This is a genomic window from Myxococcus sp. AB056 (assembly GCF_006547365.1).
In the GTDB taxonomy this organism is placed as follows: Bacteria; Myxococcota; Myxococcia; order Myxococcales; family Myxococcaceae; genus Myxococcus; species Myxococcus virescens.
This window is the reverse complement of sequence record NZ_VHLB01000108.1, coordinates 1-26,906: the sequence shown is the minus strand read 5'-3', so window position 1 is coordinate 26,906 and position 26,906 is coordinate 1. Positions and strand designations below refer to the sequence as shown.

Below are 26,906 nucleotides of genomic sequence, written 5' to 3'. Positions count from 1 at the left end.
GGGCCTGGGCGGGCGCACCTGATGGTGGCGCTGCGCTCGGCGCGCGTGAAGGGCGCGAAGGCCCGGCTGTTCGTCGGCGTGGGGCTGGTGGCTGGCTCCAACGCGGACTCGGAGTGGCGGGAGACGGAGATGAAGAGCCTGGCCATGTTGCGGGCCTTGGGAGGCGGGGATGTCGTCCGACGCTAACCTCAACGTGCTGTGGGCGCGCGCGTTGCTGGAAGAGCTCGTGCGCGGTGGGGTTCGTCACGCGGTGGTGTGTCCGGGGTCCCGGTCATCGCCCCTGGCCCTGGCTTGTGCCGGGACGGAGGGGCTGCGCACGTGGTCCGTCATCGACGAGCGCAGCGCGGGCTTCTTCGCCTTGGGGCTTGCGAAGCAGTCGCGCGCGCCGGCCGTGGTGGTGGCGACCAGCGGCACCGCGGGCGCGCACTTCTACCCGGCGGTCATCGAGGCCGCGCTGTCGCACGTGCCCCTGGTGGTGCTGACGGCGGACCGGCCCCTGGAGCTTCAGGGCTGGGGCGCGCCGCAGACCGTGCCACAGGCGCGCTTCTTCGGAGAGCACGCGCGCTTCTACGCGGACCTCGGTCAGCCCGAGGCGCATGACGCGGCGTTGATGCACATGCGTGCCACCGTTGCCCGCGCGGTCGTCAGCGCGTGGCGCGCGCCGCGGGGCGCCGTGCAGCTCAACGTCCCGTTCCGCGAGCCGCTGGCCCCCATCGCTGAACCCTTCCCTGAGGCCTCCCTGAGCGCGCTCGCGAAGTCGGGCCGCGCCGGTGCGCCGCTGACGCGCATCGTGCCGCCCGAGCCGGCGCCGGACGCGGCCACCTTGGACGAGGTGCGCCGCCGGATTGCCGCGACCACTCGCGGCGTCATCGTGTGTGGCCCGCGCGATGAGATGGATGGATTCGCGGCGGCCATCAGCGCGCTGTCGCAGGCCACGGGCTATCCTGTGCTGGCCGAGTCCACCTCGCAGGCCCGCTATGGCGGCGGCCCGCTCACGCTGTCCTATTACGACGCGATGTTGCGGCACGCGCCGTTCGCGAAGGCGCACCGTCCGGAGCTCGTGTTGCGCTTCGGGGGCGGGCTCACGCCGAAGGTGCCTCAACAGTGGCTGGACGGCTCGGGCGCGGACATCGTCCTCTTCAGTGACGGCGGCGGGTTGTTCGACCCGGCGCACCGCGCGTCCACGGTGGTGGAGGGCTCGGCGGTGGCGGCCTGTGAGGCCCTGACGCGAGGACTCGCGCGCGGCGCGGGGCCGTGGGCACGAGGCTTCCTTGCCGCGGAGCAACGGGTGCGCACGGCGCTGGAGGCCGCGTTCGCGGAGCAGCCCGACGTGCTCTCCGAGCCGCGTATCGCTCGCGAGGTGGTGGCGGCGCTTCCCGCGGGCGCGCCGCTCTTCGTATCCAGCAGCATGCCCATCCGCGACCTGGATGCCTTCGCTCCGGCGGGCACGGTGCCGCTGCGGGTGCTGGCCAATCGAGGGGCCAACGGAATCGACGGCATTGTCTCCAGCGCGCTCGGCATGGCGGCCGCGGCGGGCCGACCCGCGGTGCTGCTCACGGGGGATCTGGCGTTGCTGCATGACGTGGGAGCCTTCGTCACCGCGTCGCGCACGCGAGTGCCGCTCACGGTGGTGGCGGTGAACAACGATGGGGGCGGCATCTTCTCGTTCCTCCCCATCGCCCAGGTCGCGCCGCGGGACACGTTCGAGACGCTCTTCGGTACGCCGCACGGCGTGGACCTGTCCCACGCGGCGGCGCTGGGGGGGGCCCGGCTCCACCGTCCGGAGACGCCCGTTGCGCTCAGGTCGGCCGTGCGCGAGGGCCTGGAGGGTGGGCTCCACCTGGTGGAAGTGCGCGTGGACCGCAACGCGAATGTGGATGAGCACCGGCGGCTGTTCGCTCGAATGGCGGCCTCACTGGGAGAAGGACCATGGGCGTGAAGCTGGCTTACGAGACGTGGGGTGAGGGTTCCCGGCCGCTCGTGTTGCTGCATGGCTTCACCGGCAGCCGCAGGGCCTTCGACGGGCTGCGTCCGCTCCTGGGCCGCGACGTGCGCGCGGTGGCGGTGGACCTTCCGGGGCATGGGGCCACGCCGCTGCCGGACCAGCGGGGGCGTGAGGCCTTCGTGGAAACGGTGGACGCGCTCGTCGCGCTGGTGGACTCGCTGGGGCAGGGACCCGTGGACCTGCTGGGCTATTCGCAGGGGGCACGCGTGGCGCTGGCGGCGGCCGTGCGCGCGCCGGACCGCTTCGGCCGGCTCATCATGGAGAGCGGTTCGCCAGGGCTGCATCGGCGCCAGGAGCGCGCGGCCCGGCGTGAGGCGGACGGACAGCTGGCGGCCTTCATCCGTTCACGAGGCGTGGACGCCTTCGTGGACCGCTGGGAGCAATTGCCGCTGTTCGATGGCCTGCGCCAGCTTCCGCAGGAGCGCAAGGACGCGCTGCGCTCACAGCGCCGCGCCTGCACGGCGGAGGGGCTCGCGGGCGCGCTGGAGTGTCTGGGGCTGGGCGTCCAGCCGGACTTCTGGCCGGAGCTGCATGCCCAGCGGCTGCCCACGCTGCTGCTGACGGGTGCTTTGGATTCGAAGTTCACCCAGATTGCCCGCCGCATGGCCACGGAGCTGCCGGTGGTCTGGCGCCACGCCTTCGAAGGCTGTGGCCACGCGCCGCACCTGGAAGCGCCGGAGGCCTATGCCCGCGAAGTCCTCGGGTTCCTCCAGACGCCCTGGTACGAGGCTCCGCAGTTCGACAGCCCCATGACCGCGTGCGAGGGAAGGGTGACGTCGTGAGCACGTCGGTTCCGGCGCCGGGCCCGCTGTCGGTGAAGCCCCGTCCCGGGGTGAAGCACTGGGTGATGGCGGCGCGTCCCAAGACGCTGACGGCGGCGCTGGTGCCGGTGTTGGTGGGCACGGGGCTCGCGTTCGGCTCGGGCGTGGGGCGCCTGCTGCCCGCGTTGGCGGCGCTGCTGGGCGCGGTGCTCATCCAGATTGGCACCAACTTCATCAACGACTACTACGATTTCAAGAAGGGCGCCGACACGCACGAACGGCTGGGCCCTCAGCGCGTGACGCAGAGTGGCCTCATCGCGCCGGGCACCGTGCTGGCGGGCGCGGGCGTGTGCTTCGCGCTGGCCACGGCGGTGGGCCTGTACCTGGTGGCGGTGGGCGGCTGGCCCATCATCGCCATCGGCCTGGCGTCGCTGCTGTGCGGCTACGCATACACGGGCGGCCCCTTTCCCCTGGGCTACAACGGCCTGGGAGACGTGTTCGTCTTCATCTTCTTCGGCCTGGTGGCGGTGACGGGGACGTACTTCGTGCAGGCGGGGACGGTGGACCCCGCGGCGTGGTGGGCGGCGGTGCCCGTGGGCGCCAGCGGCACCATGCTCATCGTCGTCAACAACCTGCGCGACGTGACGACGGACGTGAAGGCTGGCAAGCGCACCCTGGCGGTCCGCTTCGGCACGGGCGTGGGGAAGGCGGAGTACCTCCTCCTGCTGGTGATGTCGTACGCCACGCCCTTCGCGATGTACGCGCTGAAGCTGGCCAGCCCCTGGGTGTTCCTGTCCCTGCTGAGCCTGCCCCTGGCGGTTCCCCCGTTGCGGCAGGTGTTGAAGCAGGAGGGGGCCGCGCTGAATCCGGCGCTGGGGTCCACGGCCAGGCTCCAGCTCGTGTTTGGAGTGCTGTTCGCGTTGGGCCTCTACCTGCGATGATGTGAGGCCATGCGGATTGCCCAGGTTTCGCTCATTCCCCTCCGGTTGGAGCTGCGCCAGCCCCTGAAGACGTCACAAGGGGGGCACGCGGTGCGAGAAGGCTTCCTCGTCCGCGTCGTCGACGAGGAGGGGCGCGAAGGTCTGGGCGAGGCGATGCCGTTGCCCGCGTTCGGCACCGAGTCGCTTGAAGACTGTGGCGTGACGCTGAACGCCTGGCTGTCCGAGCTGAAGGGCCAGTTCCTGGGCGACTCGGTCCGGGCCATCGAGGACACGTTATCGCCGTTTCCCCCTGCCGTGGCGCGAGGCGACGGCGTGCGCATTCGTGCACGTCAGGTGACGCCAGCGGGCGCCATGCCGGCCGCGGAACACGCGCTGGAGCTGGCGCTGCTGGACCTGCTCGCGCAACGCCAGGGTGTACCGCTGTGCTGGCTGCTGGCGGAGGAGGCGCGGACGGAAGTGGCGGTGAACGCGCTGCTGGGCGCCGACACCCTCGAGGCCCTGGCGGAAGAGGCCCGGCAGGCCGTGGCCGAGGGCTTCGGCACGTTGAAGCTGAAAGTCGCCGGCCGGCCGCTGGACGCCGACGAGGCGCGAGTGAAGGCCGTGCGCGACGCGGTAGGCCCGGACGTGAAGCTCCGGCTGGATGCGAACGGCGGCTGGTCCGAGCCCGACGCGAAGCGCGCCTTGGACCGGCTGGGCTGGTACGGCCTGGAGTTGGTGGAACAGCCCACGCCGCCGGAGGACCTCGCGGCGCTCTGGCGCGTTCAGCGCCGCGCCCCCTGCACGGTGGCGGCGGACGAGTCCCTGGCCTCTCCCGATGCGCTCCGGGCGCTGCTGACGGTGGACCCGTTGCTGGGCGGTGGCCCGGCGGTGGGCGCGGTGGTGCTGAAGCCCATGGTGCTGGGCGGACTGTTGCCGTGCCTCGTGGTCGCGATGCGCGCGGCTCGGCTCGGAATGCAGGCCTATGTCACCAGCTCCATTGATGGCGTGGTGGCGCGGGCCGGCGCGGCACACCTCGCGGCGGCACTGCCATCCGGCGCGCTGGCCTCCGGGCTCGCTATTGGGCGCTTGCTGGCGAAGGAGCCGGAAGATCATCCGTACCATCCGCAGCGAGGCGTCATTCGCCTGTCGAGCACCCCGGGGCTCGGACTGAGCTCCCAATCACTGGTGTGACGGCTCGGCGCATGGGAGCCCACGGATTGGCCTCCGTTAATGAAGCCCAAGGTGACGGAATGTCGGTCCTGCTGTGTCCCATTCGAGTAGGCGCTCGTCATCAGCCCCAGGCGGAGGCCCTGACGTTCGCGGGCCGCTCCTGGTCCTATGAAGCGCTGGATGCGGAAGTCTCCCGATGGGTTGCCGCACTCGAGTCGGAGGGCGTCGGCGCTTCGGACAGGGTGGCGTCGCTCGCGACGAACCACGTCGCCTCCGTGTGCCTCTTCTGGGCGCTGGGCCGGCTGGGCGCGGTGTTGGCGCCACTCAATGCCCGGCTCACGTCCGCGGAGCTGGCGCCCATGGTGGAGGACATCCAGCCGCGTTTGAGGCTGGCGCTGGGACCCCTGGTGGAGCGGCTCCCTGGAGCCCGGCCACTCGAGTCCTTCGCGGAGACCGTCTCCACGGGAGCTTCCACGTGCGAGCCCCTGGAGGCGTCGTCGCCCCGGGTCGTGCTCTTCACCAGCGGGACCACGGGCCGGCCCAAGGGCGCGGTCCTCACCGAAGGCAACTTCCGGGCGTCTTCACGAGCCTCGGCGGCCAACCTGGGAGCGCATCCAGCCCCGCGTTGGCTGGGCACATTGCCCCTCTTCCACGTGGGGGGCATCGCCATGCTCACTCGCACGGCCTACGAGGGAGGCTGCCTCGTCCTGCACGAACGCTTCGACGCCGATGCGGCGAACCGGGCCATCGACGAGGAGGGCGTGTCCCACGCGAGCCTCGTGGCTACGACGCTGGAGCGAGTGCTGGACGCCCGAGGTGACCGGCGCATGCCGGACTCCTTCGCATGCGCGCTGATCGGCGGAGGTCCGGTGCCCGTGCCCCTCCTCGCACGAGCGAGGGCCGCGGGCCTGCGAGCCCTTCAGACGTACGGCCTGACGGAGGCCTGCTCACAAGTCACGACCGAGCGCCCGGACAATGCGGACGGCCGCACCGCTGGCGTCCCGTTGCCGGGGGTCGAGGTGCGCATCGTCGGCGTAGGGGGCGAAGTCCTCGGCGCAGGGGCGGAGGGCGACATCGAGGTGCGCGCGCCCACGGTGATGGCCGGGTACTGGCAGCGTCCGGAGGCCACCCAGGAGGCGGTTCGCGACGGCTGGCTGCGCACCGCGGACGTCGGTGTGCTGGATGGTGGGGGGCGGCTCACCGTGCTGTCACGCCGCACGGACCTCATCGTCCGAGGTGGGGAGAACATCTACCCGGCGGAGGTGGAAGCGGTGCTCCTCAATCACCCCGCGGTGCAGGAAGCCGCCGTGGTGGGCTTCCCGGACGACCGCTGGGGCGAACGGCCCGTGGCCTTCGTCGCGCCGCGCCCGGGGCAACCGCACCCCGGGGACGAGGCACTGACGGCGTGGTGCCGTCAGTCCCTGGCGGGCTTCAAGGCGCCCGCGCGTTTCGTGTGGGTGGACGCGCTGCCTCGTAACGCCATGGGGAAGGTCGAGCGCACCGTCCTGAGACGGCACGCCCTTCGCTGACCCACGGCGATGGGGCGGGCGCCCTGTCTCAGCACTCCGAGATCGGGTGGCCCCAGGGATTGGTCCGCGGGAACTGCCGCAGGACGGTGCTCAGCCGGCAGGTGGCCGACACGGTGGTGGCAGCCCCGGACCGACGGGAGGCCTGCGGGCCCCGGTGCTCGAAGGTGCCCAGTCGGGCCGCCTGCATCGCCAGCTGCTTTTCGACCTCCGGGGACCAACGGGAGAACTCAAGCCATTCCATGTGCGTGCTCCTTCGCGCCGCAGTGTTCGGGCACATCCGACCTCTTCAAGTCGCGAAAATCACGACGCCACGCGTTGAAGCTGGCGGTCAGTGGCGATTTCCCGACAAGGGTCGCCGTCTCAACCCGCGGACGTGGTCGCCATCTTTCAAAAGCCACTCCGGGATGTCGTGTTCCCGCGCGGCCGCCTGCCCTCCGAGGAGGGGCCTGCATTTCCTGCGCGGACCTGGGACACGTGGACATTCTTGCGTCGTCCGCGCCGTGCCCCGTCGTAATTGCTGATACGGCTGCAACCTTTCACTCCCAAGGTCAAAACTCAGACATGCAAGGATTTCCACGCCCGACGTTGAAGAGTTGAAGAGACAACGCAGGGGGGAGGGTGGAGAATGACGCCGGCTTCCGAGTGAAAACAGGACATTCCAGGTCGTGGCTGATTTTGATATCGAAATGACTCAAAGGCAGCTCAGCACGCGTACTCGCAACGGGAGGGAGAGATGGCTCCGGAGTCCGTTGATGTCATCATCGTGGGCAGTGGTCCGGTGGGAGCGATGGCGGCGAACCTCCTGGGGCAGCAGGGGATTCGGACGCTGGTGGTGGAGCGTGAAGTCACGCCTCACGGCCAGTCCCGCGCCATCAGCGTGGATGACGAGGGCCAGCGCATCTTCCAGTCCGCGGGGCTGGTGGGTGACCTGGGCGCGGGCTTCTATCCGTGCAAGCGGCTGCAGTACCTGAATGACTCGCTGCGCTCGCTGGCGGAGGTGGACTTCACCCGGTTGGATCGGCCGTTCGGCTACGTGCCCGCGGCCTTCTTCCAGCAGCCGCGCATGGAGGCGGTGCTTCGTCAGGGCCTGAAGCGCTTCCCGCACGTGGACCTGTGGCTGGGCCACGAGGTGGAGTCCTTCGTCCAGGATGAAGACGGTGTCACCGCCCGCGTGAAGGAGGTCGCGGGGGAGCGTGCCGTCAACGTGCGCGCGCGCTTCCTGCTCGCGTGCGACGGCTCGCACAGCTCCATCCGCCGGCGGCTGGGCCTGAAGCTCGTGGGGACGACGGCGCTGGAGCACTCGCTGGCCATCACCGTGAGGACGTCCTCACCCGAGCCCGACTTCACCAGCTACCTGTGCGGCCCCGTGCGCCGGGGATTCATCGCGCGCACCGCGCCGAACGAGATTCGCTTCGACGTCATCCTGGAGCCGGATGCGGACCTGAAGGCGGCGCGCTCGCTCGAGAACGTGCGGCGGCTGATCGGCTACTACCTGGACCCGGATTCGGTGGAGCTCGACTCCGTCAAGATCTTCTCGTACCACAGCCGCATGTCCGAGCAGTGGCGGGTGGGCCGCGTGTTCCTCCTGGGCGACGCGGCGCACCTGATGCCGCCCTTCCTGGGGCAGGGGCTCTGCGCGGGCCTCCGGGACGCGGCGAACCTGACCTGGAAGCTCGGGCTGGTGCTCGCGGGCGCGGCGGACGCGTCGCTGCTCGACACCTACGAGGAAGAGCGGCGTGGTCACGTGTCGGAGGTGATTCGCGGCTCGGACGCCATGGGCCGGGTGATGATGTCGGGCGGGCGGGTGATGGCTCGCGTCCGCAACGCGCTCATCCAGGTGATGTACCGGCTGCCGGTGACGGGCGACTTCATCCGCGACTACAAGGTGAAGCCGCAGATGCCGCTGCGCCGGGGCTTCATGCACGGCGCCCAACGCGAGAAGGGGGACGTGCCGGAAGGCTCCTACTTCCCACAGCCGCGCGTGGAGCGGCCCGACGGGGAGACGGCGCTGCTGGATGACTGCCTGGGCGAGGGCTTCGTGGTGCTGACGCGTCCAGGCGCGTCCCAGGAGGCCCAGCGCGAGGCACGGGCCCTGGCGGACGAACTCGGAGCACGCTGGTGGCAGCTGGCCGCGGCGGACCGCGCGGGAGATGGCGGGCCGGATACGCTGGTGGACCTGGACGGCCGACTGGGCGCCTGGTTCGTGCAGTACGCGGCCGACCTCGTGGTGCTCCGGCCGGACCGCTACGTGTTCGGCATCGCAGGGGGTGGCAAGCGGGGCCACCTCCTGGGCTCGCTCAAGGGCCGCGTCCGCCCTCACTCGCGTCCGAATGGCGCGGAGGTCCGGCGGGCGGGCTGAAAGGCGGGGGAACGGAAAAACAACAGGCGCCCGGGCCGGGGCGCCGTACGACCGCGAAGTGGGGCTGCGGGGAGGCTCAGGCCGCGGCGGCGGACTGGACCAGCTTCCCGGCGCGCTCCACGCAGTCGCCCATGAAGCGCAGGTAGATGTCGAGCGCGCTGGCGCCCGTCTTGGCAATGATGGGCGCCTTGTCCGGCACCTGCGACAGGAGCTTGTTGAGCATCACCTCGTTGAGCGCGGTGTGACCCACGTCAATCTCCGTGTGCTCCTTGAGGAAGGACATGCCCTGGAGGATGTCCTCGCCACAGACGCGCTTGGCCTGCTCGAGAATCACGGGGCCGAGCACCGTCGACAGGCCCTCGATTTCGTACTCGATGGCCACCTGCGCGGCGGGCATCTCACCGGTGATGGTGTTCTCGTGAATCTCCCGGTACTCCTTCATCGCCTCCGTGGGCGGCTGGGCGATGAGCTCCTCGGCGTTCAGCTTGGGGTTGCGGCGCTCGTTCCACCGGGCCACCAGATGCTTGGTGTCCTCGACCATCATCAGATGGTGGCCGGCCTCGTGCTTGGCGTGGGCGATGAGCTTCTGGCCCACGTCGTCCAGGCCCACCTTCACGGTGGCCTCACCGGCGCGGCGAATCCACCCGTCCACCGGCTCCGTCATGTAGACGCCCAGCGAGTTCCAGGTGATGAGGAAGGCCTCGAAGAGCGCGGGGTCCGCCTTGTCGTCCAGCAGCACCTTCAGCCGGGGGTCCGTCTTGATGCGCTCACGGGTGGCAGTCAGGTTCGGCGTGTACAGCTCCTCCACGAGTTGCTTGCTCATATTCATTACCCCTGGCGAGTGTTGGGAGCGCTTCGGCGCCCGATGGAGACTTCACTGATGTGTTCGAGATAGTCGGGGATCAGCTTCGCGGAGATGATCCACATGTACGGGTCCGGGCCTGCGTGAATCCCGGCGTCCTGTACGTACTGCCCACCGTCGTCCTCACAGAGGTAGTGGAACGAACGGCGGTGGCGGGCGGCGTACCAACGGCGTGCCGCATCCACCAGGGCGACGTAGGTGGACGGCCCCGCGTCGCTCAGGGGGAACAGCCTGGCCATGTCGAGCAGGCTGTAGAGATTGGTGCCCGGCTGGCCCAGCTCCAGGACGGCGGCGGCCACGGCCACGCCATTGCGGCGCGCGATGAGGATTTCGCGCTCTCGCTCCAGGCCAAAGGTGTTCCACTGTCCCTGCACCGCGCGCATGTCGATGCGGTCGCGCGTGAAGTCGAGCGCCTCCACGTAGCAGGACGGGCGCGAGTGGGCGATGTGGTCCGTCAGAAGCGTCAGCTCGGCGGAGGTGGCGGGGCTGATGGTGATGCCCTCGTGCAGCCGGCCCGTCTGCTCGTGCGTGTAGACGTCCATCATGTGGACCTTGCGCGTGAAGGCCAGCTCCGGGTTCGCCGCCATGTGCCGCTCGCCGTAGCGGACGTGCGCGCGCGCGATCCAGGGGTTGAGGCCTTCCACGTAGGCCACGGCCCAGCGGAAGTCGGCGTCGCTCTGCGGGTGCTCGAAGCAGCGCACGTACAGGTCGTGCATGATGCGGCCCGGCTCCAGCCCCTTGATGGCGGGCTTGCCCGGGCGCTTCGCCACCTGGTGTCCCATCCAGGTGTGCCGGTACGACTTCATGATGGACAGCGTCGCCTCGGGGCCGCGCTCGGACGGCCAGACGGCCTGGCAGAAGAGCTGCGGAACTTCCGCGGCGCGCTTGGCCATGTGGCTGAAGGCTTGCTTCAGCACGTCGAATTCCTGAGAGGACTTGTTCGCCAGGCTGAAGAAGCCAGACAGCGTGAAGACATCCCAGAGCCCCTCTTCCTGCACATCACTGGTGCAAGTGTTGGGATTGGTCGTCTGGGAGACGAAGCGCACCCAGCGCGCCTCGTCGGAAGAGTAGGGCGACACGCTCAGGCCACACAGCACGGTACCGTCGGCGCGCGCGCTGGTGACGTAGCGGATTTCACCGCGCAGGCTGATGGACTGGCCGTCCGGCGTGTGGAGCTCGAGCAGGGGCGGCAGCAGGCCCGGGAACAGCAGGTCCTCCGGGCGGCAGCGGATGCACATGCCGGAGAAGGACAGGTCCAACACCGCGCGCTCCATCTCCCCCTGCTCGCGCCACAGCGGGTGGTGGAAGGTGACGCGCACGCCCTCGGGCGCGGGCGAGCGGCGGTGCCAGCGGTGACGGATGCGGAAGAGGACGTCGGGCAGCGGCGACGTGAAGCGCTGGCCGTCCGGCGTTCCCGCCTCCAGGCGCATGCGGTACGCGCTGTTGTGGCCGATGACGTCGATGTCGTAGGGCGCCTCGCCCCAGTCGGTCACCGGGTCCTCGGCGTGCCACTCCAGTTGCTCCGTCTCCGCGTTGTAGCGCTCCAACACCAGGCGGACGGTGCGGCCCATGCGGCGCAGCACACCCTTGTTGCCCGCGGTGCTGATGGCCAGGAGGATGGCGCGGATGCGCTCGGCCTCGTCGATGGTGTCCTGCACCGGAAGGGCAGACGCGGCCGGCTCCGCGACGCCACGCTTCAGCGCGTCCGCCAGCAGTGCCAGGATTTGACGGCCCTGCTCCAGGGAGACGTTCGCCAGCTGCAGTCCCACCGGGGACCCGGCCGCATCCGCGTCCGTGCGGATGAAGGCGCCCCGGATGGGGCCCAGCGTCACGCCACAGCCGGTCAGATAGACGGGCAGGCCGCGCGCGTCGGAGGTGTCCACCTCACCCTTGGGCATCACCCACACCACAGTGGGGCTCAGCCGCGTCACCACGCCAATGGCGCCATCCAGCGTGCCCACGGAGCAGGTGATGGCATCCGCGCCCGTCCCGTGCAGGGAGTAGCCCGAATCATCCAGCGCGGCCTCGGCGGGCGGCAGCGGAATCACATTGAACAGCGCGTCACGGCTGCGGAACTCGACCGACCGACGGTCGGAGAGCGGGTTTCCCCCTTCCATAATCAGGCGCCCCCTTCTCCGGTGCTGAGGAACCCCAGATGCAGTCGTCGAAATTGCAAGCACGGTTGTTCCTCCCTGCTCCAGCGGTGCTGCGTTAGGCGGCGAATCGCTATAGGTCCGTATCATACGGATTTCCGAGGAACAGTCAAATCGGATTTGTGCAGTCAGGCTGTTTTCTGGCTGGCGGAATGGACGTCCGTGGGTCGTAGGTGACAGCAGCCCACTTCCAAGTCTTACGAAGCGATTCGCCGCGACGGCACACTCATACGGCCAAGATGCTGCGCGGCTGTAATGTCATAAGTCTGGCAGGCTGTGCGTACTTTCTCGCAGTGAAATGGCGTTCGTCAGACCCGCTCGTTAGAGTTCCCTCAGTCCAGCGAGCGGGAGGTGTGAGGGATGAGTGCTGTCGTGAGCGCTGTGGGAGGAACGCAGGCTTTGGAGCAACTCCAGGCGCCTGTTCACGGCCGCGTCGCGGGCCTGATGCTGGTGGACTCGCCAGACGTACTCCGGGTGGATGTCGCGGAGGTCGTTGGCGGCGCGGTGGAGCTCCTCTCAGTCACGCGCCGCTTGCGAGGAGTGCCGGTTTCCCTGGAGCTTCCCGAGGATCCGGTCCCCGCTAATGTTAGTCACCGGCGGCTGCAGCAGGTGCTGCTGCTGTTGTTGGCGCACGCGGCGGATGCATCGAACGGGCAGGGCGTTCGTGTGATGGTGGATTCCGCCGACGACTTCGGGGACCTGCCGCCCCGCTTCCAGGTCCAGGTCGCGGGGGCGTCGCTGTCCTCGCGGGAGCTCCAGGCTGTCTTCCTGTCACCCATGTTGGTGGGGCCGCTGCACCGCAAGCTGGCCCGGGCCCGGGAACTGACGGAGTCCATGGGTGGCACCTTGGAGGTGGCCAGCAGCACGGCCGCCGGCATCACCGTGACGGTGGAGTTGCCCGCGCCGGGGATGTCCAGCTGGTAGTCCGGGCGGGCCGCCATGCCCGCCGCTGATCCACGACTTGAAGCGGAAGAGGAGGGCGGGCCGCCAGTGCCTGGCCCTCCTTTTTCGTTGAGCCGCCGGGGATGCTGAGCGTGTCGTTTCGTGCTCGCGCGAGGGCCGGCCGTTACTCCGCGCCCGGCCTTTGGCTCCGATAAGTCGTTCCGCGTGAGCCCGTGGCCAAACTCCTTGACGTCGCGGGGCGGGTTCTCGACTATCCCCCGCCGATTCTTACACGGTCACACCTTCTCAGGAGCACATCCATGGCGCCCCCGTCATCCGGAGAAAAGATCTCCCTGCAGAGCGGCAAGCTGTCCGTCCCGGACAACCCGATCATCCCCTTCATCGAGGGCGACGGCACCGGCCGCGACATCTGGCGTGCGTCCCAGGCGGTGTTCGACGCCGCGGTGGAGAAGGCCTACAAGGGCAAGAAGAAGATCGCCTGGTACGAAGTCCTGGCCGGCGAGAAGTCCTTCAAGGCGGTCAACAACTGGCTGCCCGATGAGACGGTCGAGGCGTTCCGCACCTATCTGGTGGGCATCAAGGGCCCCCTGACGACGCCGGTGGGCGGCGGCATCCGGTCGCTGAACGTGGCCCTGCGGCAGATGCTGGACCTGTACGTCTGCCTGCGCCCCGTGCGCTATTTCAAGGGCGTGCCCAGCCCGGTGAAGACGCCGGACAAGGTCGACATGACCATCTTCCGTGAGAACACGGAAGACATCTATGCGGGCATCGAGTTCGAGGCCGGCACGGCCGCCGCGGAGAAGTTCCTGGGCCTGCTGAAGCAGGAGTTCCCGAAGGAGTTCGGGAAGATCCGCTTCCCGTCCGACGTGGGCCTGGGCATCAAGCCGGTGTCCCACGAGGGCAGCGACCGGCTGATCCGCGCCGCCATCCAGTACGCCGTGGACCACAAGCGCAAGAGCGTCACGCTGGTCCACAAGGGCAACATCATGAAGTTCACCGAGGGCGCCTTCCGCAAGTGGGGCTACGAGCTGGCCGCCCGGGAGTTCGGTGACAAGGTCTACACCTGGGACCAGTGGGAGGCCACCAAGGCCGCCAAGGGCGAGGACGCCGCCAACGCGGAGCAGAAGGCCGCGCTGGCCGCCGGGAAGATCCTGATCAAGGACTCCATCGCGGACATCACCCTGCAGCAGGTCCTCACCCGTCCGGACGAGTTCGACGTCATCGCCACGCTGAACCTCAACGGTGACTACCTGTCGGACGCGCTGGCGGCCCAGGTGGGCGGCATCGGCATCGCGCCGGGCGGCAACATCAACTACGTCACGGGCCACGCGGTGTTCGAGGCCACGCACGGCACGGCGCCCAAGTACGCCGACCAGGACAAGGTGAACCCGGGCTCGGTCATCCTCTCTGGTGAGATGATGTTCCGGCACCTGGGCTGGCACGAGGCGGCCGACCTGATGATCCAGGGCATGGACCGCGCCATCGCCAGCAAGACGGTGACCTACGACTTCGCCCGCCTGATGAAGCAGGAAGGGCAGAGCGGCGTTTCCGAGGTCAAGTGCTCCGAGTTCGGGCAGGCCATCATCAAGAACATGTAGTCCCCGGACGGGGATCTGGAAGAGGCGAATCCATGGCTCAGAATGGCAAGAAGAAGATCGGCCTCATCGGCGGCGGTCAGATCGGCGGCAACCTGGCGCTGCTCGCCGTGCAGAAGTCGCTCGGTGACGTGGTGCTGTACGACATCCCGGCGGCCGAGGGTCTGGTCAAGGGCAAGGCGCTGGACATCAACCAGCTGGCCGCGGTCGACGGTTACGACTGCCGCGTGAAGGGCACCACGGACTGGAAGGACGTGGCCGGCTCGGACGTGATCATCATCACGGCCGGCATGCCCCGCAAGCCGGGCATGTCCCGCGAGGACCTGCTCGAGATCAACCTGAAGATCATGACGGACGTGGCGGGCAACATCAAGCAGCACGCCCCCAACGCCTTCGTCATCAACGTGGCCAACCCGCTGGACGCGATGGTGTTCGCGCTCCACAAGATCGCGGGTCTGCCCAAGCACATGGTCGCGGGCATGGCGGGCGTGCTGGACACCAGCCGCTTCAAGTGCTTCGTCGCCGAGGCGCTCGGCTGCTCCATCCGCGACGTGGAGGCCCTGGTGCTGGGCGGCCACGGCGACGACATGGTTCCGCTCGTCCGCCACAGCACGGTGGGCGGCGTGCCCCTGACGGAGCTGATCGCCAAGGACAAGCTGGACGCCATCATCAAGCGCACCCGTGAGGGCGGCGCGGAGCTGGTCGGCCTGTACAAGACGGGCAGCGCCTACTTCGGCCCCGCGGCGTCCGCCATCGCCATGGCGGAGAGCTTCCTGCTGGACCGCAAGCGCGTGCTGCCGGCCGCCGCCCTCCTGGAGGGCCAGTACGGCATCAACGGTTACTTCTTCGGCGTCCCCGTGCAGATCGGCGCGGGCGGCGTGGAGAAGATCCACACCGTCGAGCTGAACGACAGTGAGAAGGCCGAGCTGGAGAAGTCCTTCCAGTCGGTCAAGAAGACGGTCGACTCGGTCAAGCTGTAGTCGCTGGACAGTCACGTGTGGCCCGCTGGGGAAACCCGGCGGGCCCTGTGCCTGATGCTGTGGATGACGCGGGCTAATTGCCCCGGACGCCATCGTTGCAGCGCGTTTTCACCAAGTTAACTAGCCTGTAGAACTCGCACGGGACGTCCGGGCCCTGGCGCGCCACCTGGCGGGCCGGCTCAAACGAGCAGTGTCCGACGTCCGGCAGTCAAGGAGACGATGATGGCACCAGCAGCGCGGTTCACGGTGGTGGGCGGCGGCCTCGCCGGGCTGATGACGACGATCAAGCTCGCGGAGGCGGGCCACCAGGTGGATGTGCTCTCGCTCGTCCCGGTGAAGCGTTCCCACTCCGTTTGTGCCCAGGGCGGCATCAACGGCGCGGTGAACACCAAGGGCGAAGGCGACCACCCGGACATCCACGTGAAGGACACGCTGCGCGGCGGCGACTTCCTCGCGGAGCAGGTTTCGGTGAAGGGCATGTGTCATGCCGCGCCGGGCATCATCTACCTGTTGGATCGCATGGGCGTGACGTTCAACCGCACGCCGGAAGGTCTGTTGGACTTCCGCCGCTTCGGCGGCACGCTGCACCACCGCACGGCCTTCGCCGGCGCCACCACCGGCCAGCAGCTGCTCTACGCGCTGGACGAGCAGGTCCGCCGCTATGAGGCCGAGGGCAAGGTCACCAAGTACGAGTACTGGGAGTGGCTCGGCACGGTGAAGGACGACAACGGGCGCTGCATCGGCAGCGTGGCCGTCGACCTGCGCACCATGGAGATCCGCACCTTCCCGGCCGAGGCTGTCTGCCTGGCCACGGGTGGTCCGGGCATCGTCTTCGGGCGCTCTACCAACTCCATCATCAACACCGGCACCGCGGCGGGCCGCGCCTACATGGAGGGCGCGCACTACGCCAACGGTGAGTTCATCCAGGTGCACCCGACGTCGATTCCGGGCGAGGACAAGCTCCGCCTGATGAGCGAGTCGGTGCGTGGCGAGGGTGGCCGCGTCTGGGTGCCCCGCAAGAAGGGCGACACGCGGGCGCCTCAGCAGATCCCGGAGGCGGAGCGCTGGTACTTCCTGGAAGAGAAGTACCCCAAGTACAAGAACCTGGTGCCGCGCGACGTGGCCACCCGCGAGATCTTCATGGTCTGCCGCGAGCTGGGCATGGGCATCAACGGCCGGGACGGCGTGTACCTGGACGTCACGCACATCCCCGCGCCGGTGCTGGACGCCAAGATCAAGGGCGTCATGGAGATCTACGAGAAGTTCGTCGGTGACGACCCGCGCAAGGTGCCCATGGTCATCTTCCCGGGCATGCACTACTCCATGGGCGGCCTGTACGTGAACTTCGAGGCCGACCCGAAGACGCAGACGCCGGCCGAGGGCAGCCCCAAGAACCAGTCCACCACCATCCCCGGCCTCTACGCCGCGGGCGAGGCGGACTACGCCTTCCACGGCGCGAACCGCCTGGGCGCGAACTCGCTGCTGTCGTGCATCTACTCCGGCATGATCGGCGGCCCGGCCATGGCGTCCTTCGCCAAGAGCCAGAGCACCAGCGCCGCGGCGATGCCGGAGAAGCACTTCCAGGCCGCCAGGCAGTACTGGCAGGACCGCTTCGCCACCATGCTCAAGATGAGCGGCCCGGAGAATCCGTACGGGCTCGCCAAGGAACTGGGCGACACCATGACGGAGAACTGCACCGTCGTGCGCTACAACGACCGTCTGAAGAAGACGATCGAGAAGATCCGCGAGCTCAAGGAGCGCTGGAAGAACGTCAACGTGCTGGACACGGGCAACGTGGCCAACCGCGCGCTGTCGTACACCAACCAGCTGTGGAACATGTTCGAGCTGGGCGAGGTCATCGCGACCAGCGCGCTGCTCCGCGACGAGAGCCGCGGCGCCCACTACAAGCCGGACTTCTCGCTGCCCGAACCGAAGACGAAGGACCCGACGCAGGACCCGGAGTGGATGAGCCTGTGGCGTGCGCGCCACGAGAAGTGGGCGAAGACGACCATCGCGACGTACAGCGAGGCCGGCCCGAAGATCCACTACGAGGACATCCCCACGCCCGTGCTCGACCCCGAGCCGCGCTGGTACGCCTGAGACGGGAACCACTCAACCGATTTGGAAGTGAAGGGTCGAGCCACATGGACACTGCACAAGCATCCGCTGTCACCACCAAGACCATCACCTTCCGCATCTGGCGGCAGGATGATCCCGCGAAGCCAGGTCACTTCGATGAGTTCAAGGTTCCCTATGTGAAGGGCGCCAACGTCATCTCGTGCCTGATGGAGATCCAGCGCAACCCCGTCACCGTGGAGGGCAAGCGCGTGGCCCCGGTGATCTGGGACGCCGCATGTCTGGAGGAGGTCTGTGGCAGCTGCGCCATGAACATCAACGGCCGCGTGCGCATGGCCTGCTCGGCGCTGATCGACAAGCTGGAGCAGCCGATCACGCTGGAGCCCATGAGCAAGTTCCCCGTGGTGCGTGACCTCACGGTGAACCGCGACCGCATGTTCGACGCGCTCAAGCGCATCAAGGGCTGGGTGCCCATCGACGGCACGCACAACCTGGGGCCGGGCCCGCGCCAGGCGCCCGTGGACCAGTCGGTGATGTACGTGCTGTCCACGTGCATCACCTGCGGAAGCTGCCTGGAGGCGTGCCCCCAGGTGACGCAGGAGAACGACTTCGTGGGCGCGGCGGCCATCAGCCAGGCCCGCCTGTTCAACATGAACCCCACGGGCAAGATGAACTCCGAGGAGCGCGTGCGCTCGCTCATGGGGCCCGGCGGCATCCAGGACTGCGGCAAGGCGCAGAACTGCGTGAAGGTCTGCCCGAAGGAGATTCCGCTCGTCACCTCCATCGCAGTGATGAACCGCGAGGTGACCAAGCTCACCATCAAGGACATCTTCTTCCAGGACGAGGCCCCCAAGGGCCACGGCAGCGGTCCGGGGTAGGGCGCTCGCCAGCGACTTCCCGGTGTTCTCTGGCTTCAAGCGGCCCCGGGCCGGCGTCCATTCGAGACGCCGGGCGGGGCCGTCGCTGTTTGGCTGTCCGTGGAAAACCCTGCGGTGAAGGCAGGCTCATCTTCGCGGACATCCCTGATTATCTGCCGTGCACCCTGTCGGACGATGCAGGTGTACCGGGGTCAAACGGTCTTGCACTCCGTCCTTTTCTGCGCAATGAGGGCCCGGCGCTGACGCCTCTGTTCAGGCTGTCTCCCTCGTCTCCACCGGAGCCTCGATGAAGATCCACGAGTACCAGGGCAAGGAAATCTTCCGGAAGTATGGCGTGCCCACGCCGAAGGGCATCCTCGCCATTTCCGCCAACGACGCGGAGGCCGCCGCGAAGGAGCTCGGCACTTCTGTGGTCGTCGTGAAGGCCCAGATCCACGCGGGTGGCCGCGGCAAGGGCGGCGGCGTGAAGCTGGCCAAGAGCCCCGCGGAAGCCAAGGAGCTGGCCAAGCAGATGCTTGGCATGAAGCTCAAGACCATCCAGACCGGGCCGGAAGGCCAGACGGTCCACAAGGTCTACATCGAAGAAGGTCTCGCCATTGGCCAGGAGCTGTACCTGGGCGTGACGCTGGACCGCGCCACCAGCCGCATCACCTTCATGGCTTCCCGCGAGGGCGGCGTGGAGATTGAAGAGGTGGCGGAGAAGCACCCGGAGAAGATCCTCCGCGAGTCGGTGGACCCGGCCGTGGGCTTCCAGGACTTCCAGGGCCGCAAGCTGGCCTTCGGGCTGGGCCTGACGGGCCCCACGGTGAACAAGTTCACCCAGTTCTGCTCGGCGCTGTACCGGATGTTCATCGACACGGACGCCTCGCTCGTGGAGATCAACCCGCTGGTCATCCTGAAGGATGGCGGTGTGGTGGCGCTCGACGCGAAGGTGACCTTCGACGAGAACGCGCTCTACCGGCACAAGGACCTGCTGGAGTACCGCGACCTGGCCGAAGAGGAGCCCCGCGAGATCCAGGCCAAGGAGTGGGACCTGGCCTACATCGCGCTGGATGGCAACATCGGCTGCATGGTGAACGGCGCCGGCCTGGCGATGGCCACCATGGACACCATCAAGCTGGTGGGCGGCAGCCCGGCCAACTTCCTGGACGTGGGCGGCGGCGCCAACAAGGAGAAGGTCACCGCGGCCTTCAAGCTCATCCTGGCGGACCCGGCCGTGAAGGCCGTGCTGGTCAACATCTTTGGCGGCATCATGAAGTGCGACGTCATCGCCGAGGGCATCATCGCCGCGGCGAAGGAGGTCCAGCTCAAGGTTCCGCTCGTGGTGCGGCTGGAAGGCACCAACGTCGAGAAGGGCAAGGAGCTGCTGAGCAACTCCGGCCTCGCCATCACCCCGGCGGACAACCTGCGTCAGGCGGCGGAGAAGGCCGTCGCTGCGGTGAAGTAATCCCGCGCACTCTTTCCTGAAAGAACGCCATGGCCATCCTCGTCAACGAAAACACGAAGGTCCTCTGCCAGGGCATCACCGGCTCGGCGGGTTCGTTCCACGCGAAGCAGATGCTCGAGTACGGCACGAAGCTCGTTGCCGGTGTGACTCCGGGCAAGGGCGGCACCACGTTCGAAGGCAAGGTCCCCGTGTTCAACACGGTGGCCGAGGCGGTGAAGGCGACGGGCGCGAACACGTCCGTGGTCTTCGTGCCGCCCCCCTTCGCCGCTGACTCCATCATGGAGGCCGCGGACGCGGGCGTGGCCCTCATCATCGTCATCACCGAGGGCATCCCGGTCAACGACATGGTGCGCGCCAAGCGCTACCTGCAGGGCAAGCCGGGCATCCGGCTGGTCGGCCCCAACTGTCCGGGCGTCATCACGCCGGGCGCGCTGTGCAAGATTGGCATCATGCCGGGCCACATCCACAAGCCGGGCCGCATCGGCGTGGTGTCCCGCTCCGGCACGCTGACCTACGAGGCCGTGCACCAGCTCACCCAGCTGGGCCTGGGCCAGTCCACCGCCGTGGGCATCGGCGGTGACCCGGTCAACGGCACGGACTTCGTGGACGTGCTGAAGCTCTTCAACGCGGACCCGGACACCGACGCCGTCATCATGATTGGCGAAATCGGCGGTGACGCCGAGGAGCGCGGCGCCGAGTACGTGGCGCGCGAGTTCACCAAGCCCATCGCCGGGTTCATCGCGGGCCAGTCCGCGCCCCCGGGCAAGCGCATGGGCCACGCCGGCGCCATCATCTCCGGCGGCAAGGGCACGGCGACCGAGAAGATCAAGGCCATGGAGGCCGCGGGCATCCTGATGGCCGCCAGCCCCGCCGAACTGGGCACCACCCTTCAGGAGGCCCTCAAGCGGGGCGCTCCGAAGAAGCGCTAAACCCCAACGGAAACACGACAAGGAGCCAGTCACATGGCTATCGAGCGTACGCTGTCCATCATCAAGCCGGACGGCCTGGAGAAGGGCGTCATCGGGAAGATCATCAGCCGCTTCGAGGAGAAGGGGCTGAAGCCGGTCGCCATCCGCCTGCAGCACCTGTCCCAGGCGCAGGCCGAGGGCTTCTACGCGGTCCACAAGGCCCGGCCCTTCTTCAAGGACCTGGTGCAGTTCATGATCTCCGGCCCGGTGGTCCTGATGGTGCTGGAAGGTGAGAACGCGGTCCTGGCCAACCGGGACATCATGGGCGCCACCAACCCCGCGCAGGCGGCCGAGGGCACCATCCGCAAGGACTTCGCCACCAGCATCGACAAGAACACGGTGCACGGCTCCGACAGCCTGGAGAACGCGAAGATCGAGATCGCGTACTTCTTCCGGGAGACGGAGATCCACTCCTACCCGTACCAGAAGTAGCCGGCCGGCCCCCTGCGGGCCGCCATTCCAGGCCCGGTGTCCGCGCTCCCAGAAGGCGCGGGCCCGGGCCGCTGTTCTTCCAGGAGACACTACCGGGTAGTGTCCACGAAGCGGGCAGGGGAGCATGGGCTCCTTTGACTTGCCGTGCCCAGGTGTGGGAAGGGACGCCCCTGGGCCCACCGTTAAGCGCAACGACGATGTCAGAGACCTCCGCCACCTCCCTGCCAGTCACCGAGCCCTTGCCGGCTCCCGCGCCCGCCAAGCTGGTGGACGTGGCCAGCCTGTCGTTGGAGGCGCTGTCGCGCTTCGTCACCGAGGAACTGGGTGAGCGCGCCTTCCGTGCCCCGCAGATCTACCGCTGGCTGCACCAGCGCGGCGCCACCTCGTTCGACGAGATGACGGACCTCTCCAAGGTCCTGCGCGAGAAGCTCAGGGCGCGGGCGGAGATCGTCCCCCTGGTGAAGGACTGCGAGCTGCGCAGCACCGACGGCACCATCAAGTACCGGTGGAAGACGCGGGACGGGCGCTTCATCGAATCCGTCTACATGCCCACCGAGGACCGCAGGACGTTGTGCGTGTCCACGCAGGTGGGCTGCGCCATGGCCTGCGGCTTCTGCATGACGGGCACCATGGGGCTCAAGCGCAACCTGACCCCCAGCGAGATTGTGGCCCAGGTCCACGCGGTGAACCGCGAGGTCCGCAAGAACGAGGGGCACGAGACGCTCCGCCCGCTCTCCAACCTGGTGTTCATGGGGATGGGGGAGCCGCTCCACAACTTCGAAAACCTCAAGACGGCGCTCTCCATCCTCCAGTCCGAGGACGGGCCGAACTTCAGCCACCGGCACATCACCGTCTCCACCGTGGGGCTGGTGCCGATGATTGAGCGTTTCGGCAAGGAGACGGACGTCAAGCTGGCCATCTCCCTCAACGCCAGCACGGACGAGCAGCGCAGCAAGACGATGCCCGTCAACCGCAAGTGGAACATCGCGGCCTTGCTGGACGCCTGCCGGAAGTTCCCGCTGCGTCAGGGCCGCCGCATCACCTTCGAGTACGTCCTCATCAAGGGCTTCAACGACGCGGACGAGGACGCGCACCGGCTCATCGAGCTGCTCAAGGGCATCCCGGTGAAGGTGAACCTGATCCCCTACAACGAGAATCCCGGCCTGGGGTTCCACACCACCGGCGAGGAGCGGGCGGAGGAGTTCCGCGCCATCCTCGCGGACGGCCACGTCGCCGCCTACATCCGCAGGAACCGGGGCCGGGACATCGCCGGCGCCTGCGGGCAGCTCGCCAATCGCGGCGAGACACAAGCCGGGGCCGATAGTACGACATAAGTTCCCGAACTTCCTTGACAATCCAACGGGAGCGGCGTTAAGAGCGCCACCCCTTTCCTAAGACGTTTCCTGTTTGTTGGAGAGCATTCAATGGCCGTTGTCCTCCGTCTTGCCCGCGCGGGCGTCAAGAAGAAGCCGTACTACCACGTGGTCGCCACCGATTCCCGCAACCCCCGGGACGGCAAGTTCATCGAGGCCGTGGGCGCGTACGATCCGAACCAGGAGCCGCCGAAGGTGGAGTTCAACGAGGAGCGCCTCAACTACTGGCTGAAGACTGGCGCGACGCCGTCTGAGACCGTTGCGGACCTGATCAAGGTCGCCGGTAAGGCCAAGCCCGCTCCCGCGGTCTGAGCCACGCCCGAGTGGACGTGGAGCAGCTTCTCAACTATCTGGCGCGGGCCCTGGTCGATCATCCTGACCAGGTCAGCCTGCGCATTTCCGAGGCGGAAGGGGCCCGGCTCTTCGAGCTGAAGGTCTCCGCCGAGGACGTCGGCAAGGTCATCGGCCGTGACGGGCGCACCGTGAATGCCCTCCGGACGCTGCTCAATGCCGCCGCACAGAAGTCCGGGCAGAAGGTCCGCCTGGAGATTCTCGACGACCGGCGCAATGCAGCAGGCGCTCCGGTCGCGCCGGACTCCGCGCAGTGACGGCCACCAGTCCCTATCTGGAGTTGGGATACGTCGCGCGTGCTCACGGGCTGCGTGGCGAGGTCGCCATTCGCGCATTGGATCCGGCGTCGGAGACGCTCGACACCGTCGATCGCATCTGGGTGCGGACGCGCGCCGGTGTGGAGCGGGAAATGCGGCTGGAGGCGCTCCGGCCCACGCCCAAGGAGGACATCGTGGTCCTCGAAGGCGTGGAGTCGCGGAACGACGCGGAGGCGCTCGTGGGCGCCAAGGTGTTCGTCTTCCGCGAGGATCTGGAGCCACCCGCGGAGGGCGAGTTCTTCCAGGGGGACCTGGTGGGGCTCGAGGCCGTGGACGCCAACGGGAACGCGCTGGGCCGGGTGGAGGAGATCTGGACCACCGGCGAGGTGCCGAACCTGGTCATTCGCGCTTCCGGGCGCGAGGAGCTGGTGGTTCCCTTCGCCGACGAGTTCGTCCCCACCGTGGACCTCGAGGCGCGGCGCATCGTCATCCATCCGCCCGAGTACGTGGAGGCGGGACGCAAGGGCGCCGAGTCAGGTGGAGGCCCGGAGGACGCGGAATGAGCCCACCGTATCCGGTGGAGATCCTCACGTTGTTCCCCGGCATGGTGACCGGATACCTGGGGGCCAGCATCCTCGGGAAGGCTCAGGAGAAGGGCCTGCTGGCCACCACCATCACGGATATCCGCGAGTACGCCGAGGGCAAGCACCGCGTCACCGACGACGCGCCCTACGGCGGTGGCGCCGGCATGGTGATGAAGCCGGAGCCGCTGGTCGCCGCGATTGAGGCGGCCAAAGCGCGGCATCCGGGCGCGCGGGTGCTGCTCATGAGCCCCCGAGGGCCTACCTTCACCCAGGCCACTGCGCGTGAGCTGGTCCGTCACGAGGCGGGTCTCATCCTGGTCTGCGGCCGCTACGAGGGCGTGGACGAGCGGGTGATGGCGCACCTCGACGGGGAGCTGTCCCTGGGGGACTTCGTTCTCACTGGCGGCGAGCTGGCGGCCATGACGGTGGTGGACGCGGTGGCGCGGCTGGTGCCCGGGGTGCTGGGCAACGTGGACTCGTCCGTCACGGAGAGCTTCGAGGAAGGCCTGCTGGAGCATCCCCAGTACACCCGCCCGCCTGTCTTCCGGGGCGTCGAGGTGCCGGCCGCCCTGCAGTCCGGCGACCATGCCCGGATTGCCCGTTGGCGGCGCTGGAAGTCGTTGGTGCTCACCCATGAGCGCCGCCCGGACCTGTATGCCCGCGTGGTGCTGTCGAAGGCCGACCAGAAACTCCTGGCCCGTCGGGAGGAAGAGCTGTAACCCTGAGCGTTGCTAGCGAGTTGGATCATCAGGGCTTGTCCGACACCGCTCTCTCTGTTAGTACGGCCCGCTCTTCACGCGACCATCGCGTCAGTTCAAGTTTTCCGGAGTTTGTCATGCGCAACGCCGCCATTCAGCACATCGAGGCCAAGTTCCTGCGCCAGGACGTCACCGTGTTCAATACCGGTGATTCCGTGCGCGTCCACTGGAAGGTCAAGGAGGGCGAGAAGGAGCGCGTGCAGGCGTTCGAGGGCATCGTCATCCGGAAGACCAAGGGCAACCACCGCGCTACCTTCACGGTGCGGAAGCTCTCCTTCGGCGTCGGCGTGGAGCGCGTGTTCCCGCTGCACAGCCCCCGCTACGAGAAGATCGAGGTCCTGTCGCGCGGTGACGTGAACCGCAAGCGCCTGTTCTACCTCCGTGACCTCAAGGGCAAGGCGGCGCGCGTCGACGTCATCGAAGAGCCGAAGCCGTCCAAGAAGGCCGCCTCGGCCTCCTGAGCGCTTCCAGCGCCTGAGCAGTGAAAAGGAGCGTCCGATCCCGGACGCTCCTTTTTTCATTCGCGCTAACATGCGCGAGCCATGCAATTCGCCGAAGTCGCCGTCCAGAACGTCCGCGGTTTCTCCCCCGCGGGGCGCTTTGCCCTGAAGGCGGGATACCTCGTCCTCAAACCGCCCTCGGCGGAGTCGAGCCCCCTGGCGGGCCTCTCCCTCGCGCTGCTCTTCGCGGATGGGCGTGGCACTGACGCCAGCTTCATCGCCACCGGTGCGAAGTCGGGCAAGGCGGCCCTGACGTTCGTCGGGGTGGATGGGGTGACGTACCGCGTGCTGCGTGACCTCGGCGGCTCCGGAACGTTGCACCGGATGAATCCCACGACGCAGCAGCCGGAGCTCGTCTCGTCGGACGCGTCGGAGATCAGCCAGTTCCTTCGCGGACAGGCGGGACTTCCACCGAAGACCACGTTCGAGCAGGTGTACTGCCTTCAGTCCGCGCAGCTTCCCTCACGACGCCCGAGGAAGGCCGCTGCCGCCGCGGCGAAGGTGGACCCCAAGACGTCCGGCAGGTACCCATCATTGGCGTCTGCCTCCACGGTGCTGCCCGCGGAGGACATCCCCGCTGCGGAGGCGAAGCTGCGCGCGCTGGAGCAGGAACTGGCTGCCTCCACGGAGGTGGACAGCCTTCAGTTCAAGGCGGACGGCGTGGCGTCCCAGATCTTCGACGCCGAGCAGCGGCTGAAGGGCACCGAGGGGCTCAAGGTGGCCATCGCCGAGGCCGAGGCCGCCTGGCGCGCGGCGCCCACGCCCGAGTCCCTGGGGCTGCCGCAGGACATCGTGAACCGGCTGAAGCGCCACCCCAAGGTGATTGCCCGTCGTGACGAGGCCCTGGCGCGCCTCAACGCGGACCGGGAGAACGAGGTGGAGGCTCGTCCCGCGTCGGTGCCGCCCCTGACGCAGAACATGGGGTTCTGGGCCGGCCTGGGCGCGGGAGTTCTGTTGCTGGCGCTGGCCGTGGGCCTGGGCTTTGGAGTGGACCGGACCTTCCGCTACCTGGCGCTGCTGGACATCCCGGCCTTCGGTGTCGCCGCCTTCTTGGCGCTTCGCTACGTGGATGACCTGCAAAAGGCCACGCGGCATGGCAGCAAGGAGAACCGCTTCGACATCCGGGAGAAGAAGATCCTCGAGGAGTACGAGGCGGAAGCCGCGCCGCTGCGCATGGCTCAGAAGGCGCTCGACGTGGAAGAGCTGGATGGCATCGCCCCGGCCCTGGAGCGCAAGGAGCTGCTGGCTGCGCGGGTGGCCGAGCTGCAGGACCAACTGCACACCATGGAGTCGGATCCGGACTACCTCGCGGCGGCCGCTCAGGTTCAGTCGCTGAAGGCGGAGGCGGAAGCGCTCAACGATGAGCTGACGCAGAAGGGCACCTACGTGCGCGACGTGCGCGAGGTGGAGCGTGAGATGGGCCGGCTGAAGGAGTCCATTGCCCTGGCCAAGGCGCCTCCGCCGCCGGCCGCGCCGGGCCCGGATGGCTCCGTGCCTGTGGAGACGCTGGAGGATCCGTCGCCCATGCTGCTGTCCCAGGCGGCGGACGTGTTCACCACGGACATCCTGTCCGTGCAGGCGATGCTGAAGGAGCGCTGCGTCCAGTACCTCACCGCGCTCACGGACCGGCGGTACCAGGGCATCGAGTGGGACCGCGAGGGCAAGGCCTTCGCCCTGGCCTCGGGCCGGCGGGTGCCGGTGGGCGAGCTCCCCGCGAAGGACCTGGACCTGTACTACCTGGCCCTGCGGATGACGGTGGTGGAGAAGGCGAGCGCCCGCGTGAAGCGTCCCTTTCTGCTGGAGGACGTCTTCACGGGGATGGAGGAGGTGAAGCTGCCCCTCATCGCCCGCATGCTGAAGCACCTGGGCACGCTGACGCAGGTGCTGCACGTCACCTCGCACCCGGGCTTCGCGCAGATGTCGGACGGCCCCGTTAACGTCTGAGGCGACGTGGCGGGTTGCCTCCAGGGGGAGGTCCGCAGGGGGAGGGGTGGATGCGACGAGCGGCGCCGGCTGAGCGGCGGGAGTATGGGAATGCGGGGGAG

Annotated in this window: 25 protein-coding genes; 22 read left to right on the top strand and 3 right to left on the bottom strand. The window is 68.2% G+C overall.

Features of this window, described 5'->3' with window-relative positions; genetic code table 11:
• The 6 genes from FMP39_RS32185 to menE all read left to right on the top strand — a co-directional run.
• A partial coding sequence (locus FMP39_RS32185; protein ID WP_176424426.1) for a chorismate-binding protein occupies nt 1-186 on the top strand: 186 nt, incomplete at its 5' end.
• A complete protein-coding gene (gene menD, locus FMP39_RS32180) occupies nt 170-1,939 on the top strand; it encodes a 2-succinyl-5-enolpyruvyl-6-hydroxy-3-cyclohexene-1-carboxylic-acid synthase (RefSeq protein ID WP_141593879.1) in 1,770 nt (589 codons plus the stop codon). The genes FMP39_RS32185 and menD, both read left to right, overlap by 17 nt.
• Nucleotides 1,930-2,787, top strand: a complete 858-nt coding sequence (menH, locus tag FMP39_RS32175) for a 2-succinyl-6-hydroxy-2,4-cyclohexadiene-1-carboxylate synthase (protein WP_141593878.1) — start codon at nt 1,930-1,932, stop codon at nt 2,785-2,787. Before menD ends, menH begins: the two co-directional genes overlap by 10 nt.
• Entirely contained in the window at nt 2,784-3,707 is a 924-nt protein-coding gene (locus tag FMP39_RS32170; protein WP_141593877.1) for a 1,4-dihydroxy-2-naphthoate polyprenyltransferase, read from the top strand. The genes menH and FMP39_RS32170 overlap by 4 nt, the downstream gene beginning before the upstream one ends.
• A gap of 9 nt (nt 3,708-3,716) precedes the next feature.
• A complete protein-coding gene (menC, locus tag FMP39_RS32165) occupies nt 3,717-4,877 on the top strand; it encodes an o-succinylbenzoate synthase (RefSeq protein WP_141593876.1) in 1,161 nt (386 codons plus the stop codon).
• 59 nt (nt 4,878-4,936) lie between these two features.
• Nucleotides 4,937-6,385: an o-succinylbenzoate--CoA ligase gene (gene menE / locus FMP39_RS32160; RefSeq protein WP_141593875.1), complete on the top strand. Its 1,449-nt coding sequence runs from the start codon at nt 4,937-4,939 to the stop codon at nt 6,383-6,385.
• Nucleotides 6,386-6,413: 28 nt separating this feature from the next.
• On the opposite strand, the gene FMP39_RS32155 is transcribed toward menE, so the two are convergent.
• A complete protein-coding gene (locus tag FMP39_RS32155; protein ID WP_020478306.1) occupies nt 6,414-6,626 on the bottom strand; it encodes a hypothetical protein in 213 nt (70 codons plus the stop codon).
• A gap of 492 nt (nt 6,627-7,118) precedes the next feature.
• Here FMP39_RS32155 and FMP39_RS32150 point away from each other — a divergent pair, with 492 nt between their 5' ends.
• A complete protein-coding gene (locus FMP39_RS32150; protein ID WP_141593874.1) occupies nt 7,119-8,744 on the top strand; it encodes a bifunctional 3-(3-hydroxy-phenyl)propionate/3-hydroxycinnamic acid hydroxylase in 1,626 nt (541 codons plus the stop codon).
• 76 nt (nt 8,745-8,820) lie between these two features.
• On the opposite strand, the gene FMP39_RS32145 is transcribed toward FMP39_RS32150, so the two are convergent.
• Both FMP39_RS32145 and FMP39_RS32140 read right to left on the bottom strand, forming a co-directional pair.
• Complete coding sequence (locus FMP39_RS32145) at nt 8,821-9,567, bottom strand: hypothetical protein (protein WP_228558515.1); 747 nt, start codon at nt 9,565-9,567, stop codon at nt 8,821-8,823.
• Between the two features lie 5 nt (nt 9,568-9,572).
• A complete protein-coding gene (locus FMP39_RS32140) occupies nt 9,573-11,723 on the bottom strand; it encodes a hypothetical protein (RefSeq protein ID WP_228558514.1) in 2,151 nt (716 codons plus the stop codon).
• A gap of 408 nt (nt 11,724-12,131) precedes the next feature.
• On the opposite strand from FMP39_RS32140, the gene FMP39_RS32135 reads away from it, so the two are divergent.
• From FMP39_RS32135 to FMP39_RS32065, 15 genes are all read left to right on the top strand, one after another.
• Nucleotides 12,132-12,683, top strand: coding sequence for an ATP-binding protein (locus FMP39_RS32135; RefSeq protein WP_141593871.1), 552 nt, complete (start codon nt 12,132-12,134; stop codon nt 12,681-12,683).
• Nucleotides 12,684-12,961: 278 nt separating this feature from the next.
• Nucleotides 12,962-14,260 (top strand): NADP-dependent isocitrate dehydrogenase, encoded by a 1,299-nt coding sequence (gene icd / locus FMP39_RS32130; RefSeq protein WP_141593870.1) that lies wholly within the window; start codon nt 12,962-12,964, stop codon nt 14,258-14,260.
• Between the two features lie 32 nt (nt 14,261-14,292).
• Nucleotides 14,293-15,237 (top strand): malate dehydrogenase, encoded by a 945-nt coding sequence (mdh, locus tag FMP39_RS32125; RefSeq protein ID WP_141593869.1) that lies wholly within the window; start codon nt 14,293-14,295, stop codon nt 15,235-15,237.
• Nucleotides 15,238-15,459: 222 nt separating this feature from the next.
• On the top strand, nt 15,460-17,337 hold the full coding sequence (sdhA, locus tag FMP39_RS32120) for a succinate dehydrogenase flavoprotein subunit (RefSeq protein WP_141593880.1): 1,878 nt from the start codon (nt 15,460-15,462) through the stop codon (nt 17,335-17,337).
• Between the two features lie 44 nt (nt 17,338-17,381).
• The gene (sdhB, locus tag FMP39_RS32115) at nt 17,382-18,191 is read left to right on the top strand and encodes a succinate dehydrogenase iron-sulfur subunit (protein ID WP_090491458.1); all 810 of its coding nucleotides are present in this window, start codon (nt 17,382-17,384) and stop codon (nt 18,189-18,191) included.
• A gap of 286 nt (nt 18,192-18,477) precedes the next feature.
• A complete protein-coding gene (sucC, locus tag FMP39_RS32110) occupies nt 18,478-19,638 on the top strand; it encodes an ADP-forming succinate--CoA ligase subunit beta (protein WP_141593868.1) in 1,161 nt (386 codons plus the stop codon).
• Between the two features lie 29 nt (nt 19,639-19,667).
• Nucleotides 19,668-20,567 (top strand): succinate--CoA ligase subunit alpha, encoded by a 900-nt coding sequence (sucD, locus tag FMP39_RS32105; RefSeq protein WP_141593867.1) that lies wholly within the window; start codon nt 19,668-19,670, stop codon nt 20,565-20,567.
• Nucleotides 20,568-20,600: 33 nt separating this feature from the next.
• A complete protein-coding gene (ndk, locus tag FMP39_RS32100) occupies nt 20,601-21,038 on the top strand; it encodes a nucleoside-diphosphate kinase (protein ID WP_011553572.1) in 438 nt (145 codons plus the stop codon).
• A 197-nt stretch (nt 21,039-21,235) separates the two neighbouring features.
• Nucleotides 21,236-22,372 carry a 23S rRNA (adenine(2503)-C(2))-methyltransferase RlmN gene (gene rlmN / locus FMP39_RS32095; protein ID WP_141593866.1) on the top strand — a complete coding sequence of 379 codons (1,137 nt, stop codon included), beginning with the start codon at nt 21,236-21,238 and terminating at the stop codon, nt 22,370-22,372.
• Nucleotides 22,373-22,462: 90 nt separating this feature from the next.
• Nucleotides 22,463-22,723 carry a 30S ribosomal protein S16 gene (rpsP, locus tag FMP39_RS32090; protein WP_011553574.1) on the top strand — a complete coding sequence of 87 codons (261 nt, stop codon included), beginning with the start codon at nt 22,463-22,465 and terminating at the stop codon, nt 22,721-22,723.
• An 11-nt stretch (nt 22,724-22,734) separates the two neighbouring features.
• Nucleotides 22,735-23,019, top strand: coding sequence for a KH domain-containing protein (locus tag FMP39_RS32085; protein ID WP_011553575.1), 285 nt, complete (start codon nt 22,735-22,737; stop codon nt 23,017-23,019).
• Nucleotides 23,016-23,582, top strand: coding sequence for a ribosome maturation factor RimM (gene rimM / locus FMP39_RS32080; RefSeq protein ID WP_140862715.1), 567 nt, complete (start codon nt 23,016-23,018; stop codon nt 23,580-23,582). Before FMP39_RS32085 ends, rimM begins: the two co-directional genes overlap by 4 nt.
• On the top strand, nt 23,579-24,322 hold the full coding sequence (gene trmD, locus FMP39_RS32075; RefSeq protein WP_011553577.1) for a tRNA (guanosine(37)-N1)-methyltransferase TrmD: 744 nt from the start codon (nt 23,579-23,581) through the stop codon (nt 24,320-24,322). The genes rimM and trmD overlap by 4 nt, the downstream gene beginning before the upstream one ends.
• A 116-nt stretch (nt 24,323-24,438) precedes the next feature.
• A complete protein-coding gene (gene rplS, locus FMP39_RS32070) occupies nt 24,439-24,822 on the top strand; it encodes a 50S ribosomal protein L19 (RefSeq protein ID WP_141593865.1) in 384 nt (127 codons plus the stop codon).
• An 81-nt stretch (nt 24,823-24,903) separates the two neighbouring features.
• A complete protein-coding gene (locus FMP39_RS32065; protein ID WP_141593864.1) occupies nt 24,904-26,805 on the top strand; it encodes an ATP-binding protein in 1,902 nt (633 codons plus the stop codon).
• The last annotated feature ends 101 nt before the right edge of the window (nt 26,806-26,906 follow it).